Raw genomic sequence first — 13,130 nt, 5'->3', positions numbered from 1 at the left:
GATGGCGAGGACGACCATGTGCATCTGTTGGTGAACTATCCGCCCAAGGTGCCTGTCTCGAACCTCGTGAACAGCCTGAAAGGCGTTTCCAGCCGGGTGATTCGCAAGAAGGATTATCCGAGCATCCGCAAAAAGCTATGGGGTGGCGCATTGTGGTCGCCGTCTTACTTTGCGGGCAGTTGCGGCGGAGTGCCCATATCCGTCATTCGCCAGTACATCGAACAACAGCAAACGCCGCATTAGTCACTGTCTGCGGCATCGAGCCGCCGACAGTAACGCGCTATCCTTCCCCGCCCTGAAGGACGGGGTTTGACGCGCTTTCCGATCAATCTCTTTATCTGACCATGCAAACCAAAATGGCACACCGCCCATGCGGTGTGCCATTGCTGGAGCTGGATTTTCAGGGCTTCAGCGTTGCGGCCGGATCAGCACATACTGCGCCCACTCTCCCCGGCGTACCAGCACGCTGATGGCGCGTTTCGGGTCGAGTTTGTCCACCGCTTCGCCAAAGCTTTTCACGTTCAGCACTTCGGTCTGGCCGATGGCCAGAATCACGTCGCCCTCACGGATGCCCGACTGAGCAGCGACACCCTGTGCCTGAAGCACCCGCACACCACCACGCACGCCCAGTTCCTCACGCTGTGCCTCGTTGAGGTTCTGTACGCTCATGCCGAGTTTTTCGGTGGCAGGAGCCTGCGCTTGGGCTTCGTCGGAACTGGGCGACTCACTGCGACCGGATGCGTCGCGGAATTCATCCACGGTGAGGTTCAGAGTAAGGGTCTTGCCACGCCGGAACACTTCCAGCGTCCCCTTGGAGCCAGGCCGGGTGTTGCCAACCAGCCGGGGCAGGTCGGACACCGCTTCGATGCGCGTGCCGTTGTAGGACAGGATGATGTCTCCCGCCTGCACGCCAGCCTTGTCGGCAGGAGAGTCTTTTTCGACGGCAGAAACCAGTGCGCCACCGCGCCGCTCCTGCAAGCCCAGGGATTCGGCCAGTTCGCTGCCGACCTCTCCAATTTGCACGCCAATGCGACCGCGCACCACACGCCCGGTTTCCTTGAGCTGGTTGCTGATGTGGGTGGCTTCGTCCATCGGGATGGCAAAGGAAATGCCCATGAAGCCACCGGAGCGGGAGTAAATCTGGCTGTTGATACCCACCACCTCACCGCGCAGGTTGATGAGCGGGCCGCCGGAATTGCCGGGGTTCACCGCCACATCGGTCTGGATGAAAGGCAGGTATTCGCCGGTATCGCGCTGCTTGGCACTGACAATGCCAGCCGTGACCGTGTTTTCCAGGCCAAAGGGCGAGCCAATCGCAATCACCCACTCGCCCACCTTGAGGCTGTCCACATTGCCCAGCCGCACGGCAGGCAGGTTGGTGGCCTCGATTTTCAGCAGGGCAATGTCGGTGCGTTCATCCGCCCCGACCACCTTGGCCTTGAATTCGCGTTTATCGGTGAGCGTCACCAGCACGTCCTCTGCCCCGGCGACGACGTGGGCGTTGGTGAGCACATAGCCATCGGCACTGAGGATGAAGCCCGAACCCACGCCACGCGGCACCGTGCGCGATTCAGGCGTCTGCGGCTGGGATGGCTGCGGCAAGCCCGGCACTGGCAGGCCAAACTGGCGGAAGAATTCCAGCATGTCAGGGTCCAGGCCACGCGGCAAGGCCAGACCGGCGGAGCCACGCGGGGTGATGCGGGCGGTGGTGCGGATGTTCACCACCGAAGGCCCCACCTGCTCCACCAGTTGCGTGAAATCCGGCAAGCCAGAGACCAGCGGGGCAGCCACCGTGGCGGGCGATGCTGCCTGCGCACTGGCCGCCAGTGGCGCGGCAAGCGTGGCAGCAGCAGCGATGGCCAGCACCGAAGCCAGTCGGGTTGCAGAGTGGAGTGCGGTTTTTTGCGTCACAGGAGTCACCATCTTCTTGTCCTTACAAAATGCCTGAAGTTGTATTGTGTGCAGTGGGCACAGATGGTCTATGAAACCAGCAGTACGGATTTGGTTCCAGCCTCGTGCCCGAACCTGCCGCCCATGCCCGCCTGCCACACACAAAAAACGCACCCGTGGGTGCGTCGTCGTGCATCGGTTCGCCCTGGGGACGTAAATTCAGCGGCCAGTGCCCGCCTGCAATCCCAGTCCGCCCTGCTGCACATGGGTGTTGCGCAGGAACGCGGCCGGTGGCTGCAAGGCGACGGTATTGCCATATTGCCGCGCCAGAACCTCGTCGAGATAAGGGTCGCGAATCATGACACTGCCAGCTCCGATACTGGCAGGGCCGGAAAAGCTGGCGGTGGCAGAGGCTGGGCTGGCATTGCGGCTGACCAGGGCCAATCCTGCGGGTGCCGCACCTTGCGCCACGACCGATGCAGCCGCACTGCCCAAGGTGGCAGATGCCGCCGGAACGGCCTGCTCCTGCTGCACCGATGCCAGTTGGCCGCCTGGGTTGGCATCGATGCCCGATTGCGACAGGTTCCCCCAGCCCAGCGCGGCCACGGCCGCCAGCGAGGCAAAGCCCGCCACCATTTTCCAGCGAAATACGGAGGCATTGGCCGCCTCGGTGCCCTCGCGGGCCACCGCTGCAATGCCTGGAGCAGCCGCAACCTGGGGACGCAACACAGCCACTGCCACAGTTGGAGTGGCCGCATTGCCGATGTGCTCCTGCGCCAACCGCTCACGCAGCCGCCCGACAAAGGCGGCACTGGAGGTCAATGGCACACCGTGTTCATGGCGCATGGCATCGCGTGCCACATGCCAGCAATCCCAATCGGCGTGCAACGCATCGTCTTGCCGCGTCTGGGCCGCCATGTCCTGCCAGAGTTGCTGGCTTTGGGCATCCGTGAGTTCACCGTCGCACCAGGCAGAGAACTGCTCCTGCAAGGGCACAGGGCTTGCGGCTTTGGAGGGTTGCAGGGAGGGGGGATGATTCAGGGGGACTGTTGCGGACATATCGAACCTTGCCAAGATCAAAACTCAAATACCATCGTGTACCGTGTCGTGCCAGGGGTGGGCTTGCCGGTGGGGCTGTTACCAGCGTTTGCCACTGCGGTTTTCCAGCATTGGCTTGATGCGCTGCGAAATGGCTTCCCGCGCCCGGAAAATACGGGAACGCACCGTACCGATGGGGCAATTCATGGCCTGGGCAATTTCTTCGTAGCTCAGACCTTCCATTTCCCGCAACGTCACGGCCGTGCGCAAATCTTCCGGCAATGCTTCCAGAGCGGCATTGACTGCTTCGGCAATCTCCTTGGCCGCCATGATCGTTTCGGGTGTTTCAGGGGAGATTAGTTCCACCATCGGACGGGAATTTTCCTCGTCATCGTCTTTGCCGCGCAGGGCACTTTCGGAAATGGTGGGATCGCGCCGCATATCGGACAAGGCCTTCTTGGCGGTATTGACGGCAATACGGTACAGCCAGGTGTAGAACTGGGCATCCCCCCGGAACTGGTGCAGGGCACGGTAAGCGCGAATGAAGGTTTCCTGGGCAATGTCTTCCACCAGGTCGGTGTCGCGCACGAAGCGCGCAATCAGCCGTTCGATGCGACGCTGGTACTTGATGACCAGCAGTTCAAAGGCTTTCTGGTCGCCTGCCAGGGTGCGCTCGACCAGTTGCATATCACTGCGATCCTGATTCGAGGCTGCGGGGGGAATATCGGTCATGTTTCAGTCCACGCCCGACAGAACTGGGGCGAGAGGTTCAAGGCAAGTTTGCAGAGAGAAGAATCAGGGGAAATTCAACCTGAATATACCGCACGGCGCAACGCCTGCCAGGCAAGTGGGTCATCGCGGCGCACCAGCCAGAACCACACTGTGCCACGCCAGACTGGGCGACCATGCGCACGCAACAGCAAAGCAGTCTGCAAATCCCATGCCACACGCATGTCGGACAGATGCACCGGTCTGGCGTTGGCGACTGCGGGGAAAAACTGCCATTGCAGGGCCTGCCACTGGAGCATTCCCTGCGGGGTTTTTCGCCACCCGCGCACGGCCAGCCACCAGACTATGCCTACCCACACCGGCATCAGGCAGGCAAGTGCCAGTTGTGCAACTTCCCACACGGTGCGCATATGCCACAGCCACACGCACCAGATGCCCAGAACAGCAACGGCCTGCAAACACAGGCCATACAGTACCCAGGGATTGCGCCGCACCGGATAGCAAATGGTCGGCGGTGCGTAGCGTACCAATCGCACGGCGTCGGCAGCGAATGGCGATTCCATCATGAACCGATGCTGGTGGCGGCAACCGGGTTGTCACCGCCACAGGCAATGGCATCACACGCGCTTGAAAACCAGCGTGCCGTTGGTTCCACCGAAACCGAAGTTGTTTTTCACGGCCACGTCGAAACGCAAGTCGCGCGCTTCGTTGGCGCAATAGTCCAGATCGCAGTCAGGATCCTGATCGACCAGGTTGATGGTCGGTGGAATCTTCTGCTGATGCAGGGCCAGCACCGTGAATACGCTCTCCAATCCACCGGCTCCGCCCAGCAGATGGCCGGTCATTGACTTGGTGGAACTGACGACGATGCGATAGGCCTGATCGCCCAATGCCGCCTTGATGGCATTGGATTCGTTGGTGTCCCCCAGTGGCGTGGACGTGCCATGCGCATTGAGGTAGCCCACTTGCTCCCGCTCCACCCCGGCATTGCGCAGGGCATTGAGCATGGAACGGCGTGGCCCGTCGGTATTCGGGGACGTAATGTGACCGGCATCGCCACTCATGCCGTATCCTGCCAGTTCGGCATAGATACGTGCACCCCGGGCCTTGGCGTGTTCGTAGGACTCCAGCACCAGTATGCCCGCTCCTTCGCCCAGCACGAAACCGTCACGCCCCTTGTCCCAGGGACGTGATGCCGCAGCAGGATCGTCATTGCGCGTGGACAATGCTTTCATGGAAGCAAAGCCGCCAATGCCCAACGGGCATACCGTGGCTTCCGTGCCACCTGCGACCATGACATCGGCATCGCCATACTCGATCAGCCGAGCAGCCTCGCCAATGGAGTGCAGCCCCGACGTGCAGGCGGTCACCATGGACAGATTGGGGCCTTTGAGGCCGTGGCGAATGGATACCTGGCCAGCGACCAGATTGATGATGGTGGACGGCACGAAAAACGGCGAGATGCGGCGTGCGCCACGACTCAGGTATTCGCCATAATTGTTCTCGATCAGGGGCAAGCCCCCGATTCCCGATCCGATCACGACACCGGCACGCTCAGCCTCGCTCTCGGAAAACGAGCCATCCACTGGCAGGCCCGCATCTTCCAGAGCCTGATGAGCCGCCACGATGCCGTAATGGATGAAGGTATCCATGTTGCGTGCCTCTTTGGCACTGATATAGGGGCTGATGTCCAGCCCCTTGACCTCGCCCGCAATCCGCGCGGAAAAGGCAGAGGCATCGAACCTGGTAATCGGCCCGATGCCGGACTTGCCGGCCAGGACATTGGCCCACGCTTCGGCAACGGTATTGCCCACGGGGCTGACACATCCCAGTCCAGTGACAACAACTCTGCGACGGCTCATGCGTTCCTTACTTTCAAAAACGGATTTGGCGGATCAAACGGACGGTGCAGGCTGCACTCGGGCAGCACAACACCATCAGGCTTTGTGGTGCGCGTTGGCGTAATCGATGGCACTTTGCACGGTGGTGATCTTTTCCGCATCTTCGTCGGGGATTTCGATCTCGAACTCGTCTTCCAGTGCCATGACCAGTTCCACGGTGTCCAGGGAATCTGCACCCAGATCGGTCACGAACGATTTTTCGTTGGTGACCTGGGATTCTTCAACGCCCAGTTGTTCCGCAATGATCTTCTTAACGCGTGCTTCAATATCGCTCATGTAGTGTCCCTCTGAGGGTAGTCAATGAACCCGGGATTTTAGCCTCTCAAACCTTCAATGGCCCGAAAAACCCGCCGTCCCGGAGAACCCGGCGCCCTTTGCCCCTGACGGGACAGGGAATACTTTACATCAGCATGCCACCATTGACATGCAATTCCTGACCTGTGACATACCCGGCCTGCTCGGAAGCCAGATAGGCGACGGCATGGGCAATGTCCTGCGGCAGTCCCAGCCGCCCCAGCGGAATCTGCGCTTGCAGTGCCTGTTGCTGGGCTTCGGGCAATGCGTGCGTCATGTCGGTGGCAATGAAACCGGGGGCCACGGCATTGACGGTGATGTTGCGGCTGCCCAGTTCACGCGCCAGCGAACGGGTCAGGCCCGCCACGCCTGCCTTGGCGGCCGCGTAGTTGCTCTGCCCGGCATTGCCCATCGCCCCGATGACGCTGGTGATGTTGATGATGCGGCCATATCGCTGCTTCATCATGGGTTTGATGACGGTGCGGCTGACGCGGAACACGGCCTTGAGGTTGGTGTCCAGCACGGCATCCCAGTCGTCGTCTTTCATGCGCATGGCCAGGGTGTCGCGGGTGATGCCTGCATTGTTCACCAGCACATGCAGTCCGCCCTGTTCCTTGACGATGCCCTCGATCAGGGCTTCGACGGCTGCGCCGTCATTGACGTTGAGCACCACGCCGTGACTGGGGGCAAAACCCTGCAAGGCCGTGGTGATGCCCTGCGCGCCGGCTTCGGTGGTGGCGGTGCCAATGACGGTGTAGCCCTGAGTGGCCAGTTCCTGTGCAATGGCGGCCCCGATGCCACGGGATGCGCCGGTCACCAGTGCCACGCGGGCGGTGGCGGTGGTTTGCGTCATGCCAATAACTCCTTTACTTCTGCCAGTGTGGCAGGATCATACAGTGCCGCGCTCACCAGATCGGGAGCGATGCGCTTGCTCATGCCTGCCAGCACCTTGCCAGGGCCAGCCTCGACAATGTGGGTGATGCCCCGAGCCGCAATGGCCTGCACCACTTCCACCCAGCGCACCGGGCCGAATGCCTGACGGTACAGCGCGTCCCTGATGTCTTGCACATCATCCACCACAGCCACGTCGATGTTGTTGATGACGGGAATCTGCGGCGCGGCCAGTTCCAGGCCTGCGAGTGCATCCTTGAGCTTTTCGGCGGCGGGGCGCATCAGGCTGGAGTGGAAAGGCGCAGATACCGGCAGCGGCAGGGCGCGCTTGGCACCGGCGGCTTTCAGGGCCTGGCTGGCGCGTTCCACACCCGCCTTGGTGCCTGCAATCACGGTCTGACCCGGATCGTTGAAATTGACGGCCTCGGCCACATCGGCTGTGCCTTCGGCCTGCATCTCGGCAGTGACCTGCTGGCAGACCTGTACGACAGTGGCAGCGGGCAACCCGAGCACGGCCGCCATGGCACCCGCCCCGACCGGCACGGCCTCCTGCATGGCAGCGGCACGCAGGCGCACCAGCGGCGCAGCCTGCGACAGGGTCAGCACACCAGCGGCCACCAACGCGCTGTACTCGCCCAGCGAGTGCCCGGCAACGGCCTGTGGCAACGCGCCCTGTTCGACCTGCCAGACGCGCCAGGCCGCCACACCCGCCACCAGCATGACGGGTTGGGTATTGGTGGTCAGGGCCAGTGCTTCTTTCGGGCCTTCGTGAATCAACTGGCCCAGGTCTTCGCCCAGAGCGTCGGAGGCTTCCTGCACGGTGTGCCGCACTTCAGCGCGGTCTGCCCATGCGTCAAGCATCCCGACCGATTGCGAACCCTGTCCCGGAAAAACGAAAGCGAAAGCATTCATGCCGTGTTGTCCCTGTTGTTATGCGATTGTCTGCATGTGTGAATCCGGCCGCCATTATCAACCAAAGAACCCAGGCGGGCAGAACTGGCCGGTTTGCCCTGCGGCGGCAAGGCCAGGCGACCAGAGGAAATCAGAGCTGCGCCAGCACGGCTCCCCAGGTGAAGCCACCGCCCACGCCTTCCATCAGGAAACGCTGGCCGGGCTTGATCTTGCCACTGCGCACGCCTTCGTCCAGTGCCAGCGGAATGGAGGCCGCCGAGGTGTTGCCATGTTCGGCCACTGTGACGATGACCTGCTCCATCGGCAGGCGCAGTTTGCGTGCGGTGCTCTGCATGATGCGGATATTGGCCTGGTGCGGCACCAGCCAGTCGATGTCGCCCAGTTCCAGCCCGGCTTTTTCCAGCGTGGCGCGGGCGGCACTGTCGAGCAGGCTGACGGCCAGTTTGAACACGGCCTGTCCGTCCATGCGCAGCAAGGGTTCACCAATGATCTCGCCTCCGTACACATGGCCGGGCACGCAGAGAATGTCGCGGTAGCGGCCATCGGCATGGATGTCGCTGGCAAGAATGCCGGGCTGCTCGGACTGCTCCAGCACCACGGCTCCCGCACCGTCACCAAACAGCACGCAGGTGGTGCGGTCATCGAAATTGAGGATGCGGCTGAAGACTTCGGCACCGATGACCAGCGCGCGCCGGGCCGTGCCCGCGCGGATCATGGCATCGGCCACCGTCAGGGCATAGACGAAGCCGCTGCACACGGCCTGCACGTCGAAGGCCGGACTGCCCGATGCCCCCAGCTTGTACTGCACCATGCTGGCACAGGAGGGGAACACCATGTCGGGCGTGGAAGTGGCCACGATGATAAGGTCGATCTCGTCGGGCTGGCGACCGGCAGCTTCGAGGGCACGGCGGGCGGCCTGCACCCCCAGATCGCTGCTGGTGACATCACGCTCGGCAAAATGGCGCGCCCGGATGCCCGTGCGCTCGGCAATCCACTCATCGGATGTTTCGATGCCACGTTCGGCCAGTTGCACGGCCAGTTCGGCGTTGCTGACTCTGCGGGGTGGCAGGTAGCTGCCGGTGCCAACGATGCGTGAATAAATACCCATAACCGAATTACCTGAAAAGAGGGAGCGTCAAAACCGCCAGTGTAGCCAGTGTGCCGGGCCCATCAGAACAACGAGGCCGCCAGTTGCACCCGGGTTTTCACCTTCTCCAGCAACTGGTTGTTGGCGGCATCGTGTGCACGTTGCAAGGCGTAGGAGAACGCCAGTTCATCCGCAGAGCCGTGGCTTTTGAATACCAGGCCCCGCAAACCCAGCAGCGCGGCACCATTGTGGGTGCGGGGGTCGAGCCGGTTGCGGAATGCCTTGAGCACCGGCATGGCCACCAGTGCAGCAGCCTTGCTGAAAACGCTCTTGGAGAATTCTTCCTTCAGCACCGCCGATACCATCGAGGCCAGGCCTTCGCTGGCCTTGAGTGCCACATTGCCAACGAAACCGTCGCACACCACAATGTCTGTCGTCCCCTTGAAGATGTCGTTGCCCTCGACGTTGCCGTAGAAGTTCAGCATGGCAGCCTGGTTGGCCTCGCGCAGCAGATCACCGGCACGCTTGACCACCTCACTGCCCTTGATGGCTTCGGAGCCGACATTCAGCAGGCCCACGCTGGGATGCTCCTTGCCTTTCAAGGCAGCATCGAGTGCCGAACCCAGCACCGCGAACTGCAACAGGTGGTGCTCGGTGCAATCGACGTTCGCGCCCAGATCGAGCACGGTGGTGGCACCGCCCTTGATGTTGGGCAGCGGGTAGGCAATGGCCGGACGTTCAATGCCATCGAGGGTCTTGAGCACATAGCGGGCGATCGCCATCAAAGCACCGGTATTGCCTGCCGACACGGCGGCCTGCGCATGGCCATCACGCACCTGCTCAATCGCAAGGCGCATGGACGAGTGCCGCTTGCGGCGCAAGGCCACTTCGACGGCATCGCCCATTTCCACCACCTCGGCGGCAGGCACGCACTGCGCACGCTCATGCACGAAGGAACCCAACGCTTCCTCTTTGCCCACCAGCAGCAGACGGGCCTGTGGATTGGCCTGCAAGAAAACGCGACAGGCAGGCAGAGTCACCGAAGGGCCAAAGTCGCCCCCCATGCAATCGACTGCCAGGGTTGTAGTAGTGGGTTCCAAGATTCAATTCCGAAATCGACCATCCCAAGCCACGGCATCGGGCTTGCTCACCTGTACAGAGGCGCAAACCACAGCGGAAACTCCCCCGCCAACACCCAGGCCATGACGACAAAAAACCCGAGCCAACATCTTGTTTGCTCGGGTTTTCACACCGGCGAGGATCACACTTGCTCGGTCTTGCTCTTGAGCACGCGTCTGCCACGGTAGAAACCGTCGGGGCTGACGTGGTGGCGCAGATGCACTTCACCGGTGGTAGGCTCAATGGCGATACCAGGATTCTTCAAAGCGTTGTGCGAACGGTGCATACCGCGCTTGGAAGGGGACTTTTTGTTTTGTTGAACGGCCATGACACGGCTCCTGAAAATCTGAAAAGGTTGTAACTGCCCAGCGCGCCTTGCTGCGCCAGCGAGAGCTTTGTGCACGGCCTGTGCCAATGCCTTAAGCCCATCGCACGATGCGCCAAACACTTGGGAAAGCTGTGCATGTGCCGCCACCCCGATTGCCGGAAGAGCGTGAGCCAACCGCCAGCTTTTTGCGCAAGCGGACGATTATAGGCCAAGCCGCGCGATAAGGGAAGATCGTGGCGTTATTTCACGGCGTGTCCGCACTCGCTCAGTCGGATGGGTCGTCCCGCGCAGACAGTCGAAGGGATGCCAATGCCGCAAATGGACTGGGTTTCCTGGCAGGTTCGGCCTCGTTCTTGCGGGCAGGGTCGGCAGCCGGATGCAAGGGCACGGGGCACTCATCGTGCAGAGCCACCATGGGCAGGGCCATCAGCAGATCGTCTTCCAGCAGGGAATGTACATCCTGCCCTTCCTCGAAGGTCAGCACATCCTCGTCGGACTCGGCATCCTGCTCGTCGGCCTGTTGCTCCGTGTCCACAAAACGAAACCATTGTTCGGACTGCACCGGCACGGCCACCGGCTGCAAGCACCGCTGGCAGGGCAGATAGACCTCAGTGCCTGCCTGCACCAGCAGCCAGGATTGCGGCTTGCCTTCTGCATCAGGTCGCAATTCGCCCGCCAGCCGCCATTGCACGGGGGTGTCGGTGTGGGCCGCTGGCGCGTCGTCTGCCGCCTCGGCCAGCAGCCGGGGGAAATCCGCCAGCGTGGACTGGCCAGTGCATTCCTGGGCATTGCGGGTGAAGGTCTTGATCTGAAAATGGTGCAGGGAATTGGTCTGGCTCATGCGCCAAGTGTAAGAGAATCAGGCCATGCTGACACCGCAAAACCCCTCCCCTGCTGCTGCCCGCGCACTGATTCTCGGCTCCACATCCCGTTACCGGCGCGAGCTGCTGGAACGCCTGCACCTGCCCTTTCAGTCCATCGGCCCGGATGTGGACGAAACCCCGCTGCCGCAAGAATCACCGCGCGACCTCGCACTGCGCCTGGCTCTGGCCAAGGCCCGTGACGTGGCGCAACGCTTCCCCGAAGCGATTGTCATCGGCTCCGATCAGGTGGCCGACCTGCACGGCCAGCCGCTGGGCAAACCGCTGCAACACGACAAGGCCGTGCAGCAACTGCGGCGCATGAGCGGCCAGACGGTCATCTTTCACACGGCAGTGGCCGTGGTTTGCCGGGCCAGCGGCTTTGAGCAGGTGGACATCGCACAGATCAACACGCGCTTTCGCCCCTTGCAGGATGAAGAAATCGAACGTTATCTGCGCCTGGAGCAGCCCTATGACTGCGCGGGCAGTGCCAAGAGCGAAGGGCTGGGCATCAGCCTGCTGGCCGCCATCGACAACGACGACCCTACTGCACTGATTGGCCTGCCGCTGATTCGCACCTGCCAGATGCTGCGGCAGGCCGGACTGTCTCTGCCCTGATCGCTGTTTCTTTTTATTTCCTGACATCCTGACACCTTCTGCGCCATGCCCACCGGCACCCTTTACCTCGTCCCCGCCCCGCTGGATTTCGGCTGCGAATCCGCCGCTTCGCTGGATACTGCCCTGCCGCGCCACACCCTGCAACAGGCGGCCCGGCTGACCCACTGGATTGCCGAAAACGCAAAGACCACCCGCGCCTACCTCAAGCGCGTGGATGCCCTGTACCCGCTGGCCGCGCCCCTGCAAGCCCAGCAGATTGTCGAGCTGCCGCGACAGGCCCACAAAAAGGGCGATCACCACGGCAGTGGCCAACCCTTCGATGCCCGCCCATTGCTGGAGCCAGCCCTGCAAGGTCACGACATCGGCCTGGTCAGCGAAGCCGGATTGCCGGGAGTGGCCGACCCCGGCTCCTCGGTGGTGCGAGCCGCACACACGCTGCAACTGCGCGTCGTGCCACTGGCAGGCTCCACCTCGCTGTTGCTGGCTCTGGCCGCCAGCGGCCTCAACGGCCAGCATTTTGCGTTTGTGGGTTATCTGCCACAGGATGCCGCCCAGCGCACCCAGCAGATTCGCAAACTCGAAAACCTGGCACGGCAAAGCGGCCAGAGCCAGATTTGTATGGAAACGCCGTTTCGCAATGCCGCACTCTGGCAGGCCCTGCTCAATACCCTGCAAGCCGACACCTGGCTGTCGGTCAGTGCCGGGCTGACGCTGGAAACCGCCACGAGCCACAGCCGCCCGGTGCGCGAGTGGCGCACGCACCCCGTCCCCGTGGACAACCAGACACCGGCCATTTTCTGCTTCGGGCGTTGATGAATCAATGAAAACAAGAATCTGTTATCGATATGTTAGAATCGATATTCTTTTTTCACCGCATTCATTACGAAAGCCGATGCCATGCAAGTTCTCTCCTCTCTCAAGGAAGCCAAGAAACGCGACCGCAATTGCCAGGTGGTGCGCCGCCGTGGCCGCATCTACGTCATCAACAAACTGAACCCACGCTTCAAGGCCCGCCAGGGCGGAGCCAAGAACAAGCGCAAAGGCTGATAGGCTTAGGGCGTGTCATCCATTAGATTCGCCCCCGCGTTGGAGTCCAAAAAGGCTGTGAGCAAGGCGCAAAACACAGCAAGGCTTCATGCCTTGCGAGGCTTTGCAACGCCGCGCACGGCCTTTTTGGGCCCAACCCTTCGGGCCAGTGTGCCCCGGCAGGCCACTCGTCGTTGCACACCTTGCCCGTATCGACATACGGGCGGCGGCGTGCGCCTAGATTGGCCTGCCGGGGCGCACTGGCGCGGGGGTGAATCTAATGGATGACACGCCCTAATGACAATGACCTGCCAGCGTTGATTCAGCTTTTGGCTCCTCGCTCTACAATTCCCAAGGTAGGGGTGCTGCACACTGGCTGCCCCGGCTCTTGCAAAGGCAGGTCACATGACAAGCGTTCACACTTCCCTGTACCCTCT

The 13,130-nt window shown here is 61.9% G+C and carries 16 protein-coding genes; 4 read left to right on the top strand and 12 right to left on the bottom strand.

Translation table 11 applies throughout. From position 1 onward, the window contains the following. A partial coding sequence (gene tnpA, locus BUE21_RS13835; protein ID WP_073357204.1) for an IS200/IS605 family transposase occupies nucleotides 1-243 on the top strand: 243 nt, incomplete at its 5' end. Nucleotides 244-408: 165 nt separating this feature from the next. Here tnpA and BUE21_RS13830 read toward each other — a convergent pair. From BUE21_RS13830 to BUE21_RS13775, 12 genes are all read right to left on the bottom strand, one after another. Continuing rightward, complete coding sequence (locus BUE21_RS13830) at nucleotides 409-1,923, bottom strand: DegQ family serine endoprotease (RefSeq protein WP_200796750.1); 1,515 nt, start codon at nucleotides 1,921-1,923, stop codon at nucleotides 409-411. Between the two features lie 186 nt (nucleotides 1,924-2,109). Beyond that, a complete protein-coding gene (locus tag BUE21_RS13825; protein ID WP_084523341.1) occupies nucleotides 2,110-2,949 on the bottom strand; it encodes a sigma-E factor negative regulatory protein in 840 nt (279 codons plus the stop codon). Nucleotides 2,950-3,027: 78 nt separating this feature from the next. Beyond that, entirely contained in the window at nucleotides 3,028-3,660 is a 633-nt protein-coding gene (gene rpoE / locus BUE21_RS13820) for an RNA polymerase sigma factor RpoE (RefSeq protein ID WP_073357233.1), read from the bottom strand. Nucleotides 3,661-3,734: 74 nt separating this feature from the next. Next, nucleotides 3,735-4,223, bottom strand: a complete 489-nt coding sequence (locus tag BUE21_RS13815; protein ID WP_073357232.1) for a hypothetical protein — start codon at nucleotides 4,221-4,223, stop codon at nucleotides 3,735-3,737. A gap of 51 nt (nucleotides 4,224-4,274) precedes the next feature. Further along, nucleotides 4,275-5,519: a beta-ketoacyl-ACP synthase II gene (fabF, locus tag BUE21_RS13810; RefSeq protein ID WP_073357231.1), complete on the bottom strand. Its 1,245-nt coding sequence runs from the start codon at nucleotides 5,517-5,519 to the stop codon at nucleotides 4,275-4,277. 75 nt (nucleotides 5,520-5,594) lie between these two features. Beyond that, nucleotides 5,595-5,834 carry an acyl carrier protein gene (gene acpP, locus BUE21_RS13805; RefSeq protein WP_073357230.1) on the bottom strand — a complete coding sequence of 80 codons (240 nt, stop codon included), beginning with the start codon at nucleotides 5,832-5,834 and terminating at the stop codon, nucleotides 5,595-5,597. A 124-nt stretch (nucleotides 5,835-5,958) separates the two neighbouring features. Next, a complete protein-coding gene (gene fabG / locus BUE21_RS13800; protein ID WP_073357229.1) occupies nucleotides 5,959-6,705 on the bottom strand; it encodes a 3-oxoacyl-ACP reductase FabG in 747 nt (248 codons plus the stop codon). Then, nucleotides 6,702-7,655 carry an ACP S-malonyltransferase gene (fabD, locus tag BUE21_RS13795; protein ID WP_073357228.1) on the bottom strand — a complete coding sequence of 318 codons (954 nt, stop codon included), beginning with the start codon at nucleotides 7,653-7,655 and terminating at the stop codon, nucleotides 6,702-6,704. Before fabD ends, fabG begins: the two co-directional genes overlap by 4 nt. Before the next feature lie 130 nt (nucleotides 7,656-7,785). Continuing rightward, nucleotides 7,786-8,763, bottom strand: coding sequence for a beta-ketoacyl-ACP synthase III (locus BUE21_RS13790; protein ID WP_073357227.1), 978 nt, complete (start codon nucleotides 8,761-8,763; stop codon nucleotides 7,786-7,788). Between the two features lie 62 nt (nucleotides 8,764-8,825). Further along, a complete protein-coding gene (plsX, locus tag BUE21_RS13785; RefSeq protein ID WP_143164545.1) occupies nucleotides 8,826-9,845 on the bottom strand; it encodes a phosphate acyltransferase PlsX in 1,020 nt (339 codons plus the stop codon). A gap of 158 nt (nucleotides 9,846-10,003) precedes the next feature. Further along, nucleotides 10,004-10,189, bottom strand: coding sequence for a 50S ribosomal protein L32 (gene rpmF, locus BUE21_RS13780; protein WP_073357225.1), 186 nt, complete (start codon nucleotides 10,187-10,189; stop codon nucleotides 10,004-10,006). 265 nt (nucleotides 10,190-10,454) lie between these two features. Further along, nucleotides 10,455-11,030 carry a YceD family protein gene (locus BUE21_RS13775; RefSeq protein ID WP_073357224.1) on the bottom strand — a complete coding sequence of 192 codons (576 nt, stop codon included), beginning with the start codon at nucleotides 11,028-11,030 and terminating at the stop codon, nucleotides 10,455-10,457. A gap of 25 nt (nucleotides 11,031-11,055) precedes the next feature. On the opposite strand from BUE21_RS13775, the gene BUE21_RS13770 reads away from it, so the two are divergent. The 3 genes from BUE21_RS13770 (at nucleotide 11,056) to ykgO (ending at nucleotide 12,714) form a co-directional block, all read left to right on the top strand. Further along, complete coding sequence (locus tag BUE21_RS13770) at nucleotides 11,056-11,667, top strand: Maf family nucleotide pyrophosphatase (protein ID WP_073357223.1); 612 nt, start codon at nucleotides 11,056-11,058, stop codon at nucleotides 11,665-11,667. A gap of 45 nt (nucleotides 11,668-11,712) precedes the next feature. After that, nucleotides 11,713-12,480 carry an SAM-dependent methyltransferase gene (locus BUE21_RS13765; RefSeq protein ID WP_073357222.1) on the top strand — a complete coding sequence of 256 codons (768 nt, stop codon included), beginning with the start codon at nucleotides 11,713-11,715 and terminating at the stop codon, nucleotides 12,478-12,480. A gap of 84 nt (nucleotides 12,481-12,564) precedes the next feature. Next, nucleotides 12,565-12,714, top strand: coding sequence for a type B 50S ribosomal protein L36 (gene ykgO, locus BUE21_RS13760; RefSeq protein WP_073357221.1), 150 nt, complete (start codon nucleotides 12,565-12,567; stop codon nucleotides 12,712-12,714). Nucleotides 12,715-13,130 lie beyond the last annotated feature (416 nt).

The sequence above is a fragment of the Lampropedia hyalina DSM 16112 genome (genome assembly GCF_900129055.1).
Lineage (GTDB): Bacteria > Pseudomonadota > Gammaproteobacteria > Burkholderiales > Burkholderiaceae_C > Lampropedia > Lampropedia hyalina.
Note: the sequence above shows the minus strand (reverse complement) of the source record. Positions and strands in the feature narration are given on the sequence as shown.

Bases quoted from the DNA above. Each gene is read 5' to 3' on its own strand.
- acpP (WP_073357230.1), bottom strand. From the start codon at position 5,834: ATGAGCGATATTGAAGCACGCGTTAAGAAGATCATTGCGGAACAACTG.
- rpmF (WP_073357225.1), bottom strand. From the start codon at position 10,189: ATGGCCGTTCAACAAAACAAAAAGTCCCCTTCCAAGCGCGGTATGCAC.
- fabG (WP_073357229.1), bottom strand. From the start codon at position 6,705: ATGACGCAAACCACCGCCACCGCCCGCGTGGCACTGGTGACCGGCGCA.
- rpoE (WP_073357233.1), bottom strand. From the start codon at position 3,660: ATGACCGATATTCCCCCCGCAGCCTCGAATCAGGATCGCAGTGATATG.
- BUE21_RS13765 (WP_073357222.1), top strand. From the start codon at position 11,713: ATGCCCACCGGCACCCTTTACCTCGTCCCCGCCCCGCTGGATTTCGGC.
- ykgO (WP_073357221.1), top strand. From the start codon at position 12,565: ATGCAAGTTCTCTCCTCTCTCAAGGAAGCCAAGAAACGCGACCGCAAT.
- BUE21_RS13770 (WP_073357223.1), top strand. From the start codon at position 11,056: ATGCTGACACCGCAAAACCCCTCCCCTGCTGCTGCCCGCGCACTGATT.
- BUE21_RS13825 (WP_084523341.1), bottom strand. From the start codon at position 2,949: ATGTCCGCAACAGTCCCCCTGAATCATCCCCCCTCCCTGCAACCCTCC.
- BUE21_RS13815 (WP_073357232.1), bottom strand. From the start codon at position 4,223: ATGATGGAATCGCCATTCGCTGCCGACGCCGTGCGATTGGTACGCTAC.
- fabF (WP_073357231.1), bottom strand. From the start codon at position 5,519: ATGAGCCGTCGCAGAGTTGTTGTCACTGGACTGGGATGTGTCAGCCCC.
- BUE21_RS13790 (WP_073357227.1), bottom strand. From the start codon at position 8,763: ATGGGTATTTATTCACGCATCGTTGGCACCGGCAGCTACCTGCCACCC.
- BUE21_RS13830 (WP_200796750.1), bottom strand. From the start codon at position 1,923: ATGGTGACTCCTGTGACGCAAAAAACCGCACTCCACTCTGCAACCCGA.
- fabD (WP_073357228.1), bottom strand. From the start codon at position 7,655: ATGAATGCTTTCGCTTTCGTTTTTCCGGGACAGGGTTCGCAATCGGTC.
- BUE21_RS13775 (WP_073357224.1), bottom strand. From the start codon at position 11,030: ATGAGCCAGACCAATTCCCTGCACCATTTTCAGATCAAGACCTTCACC.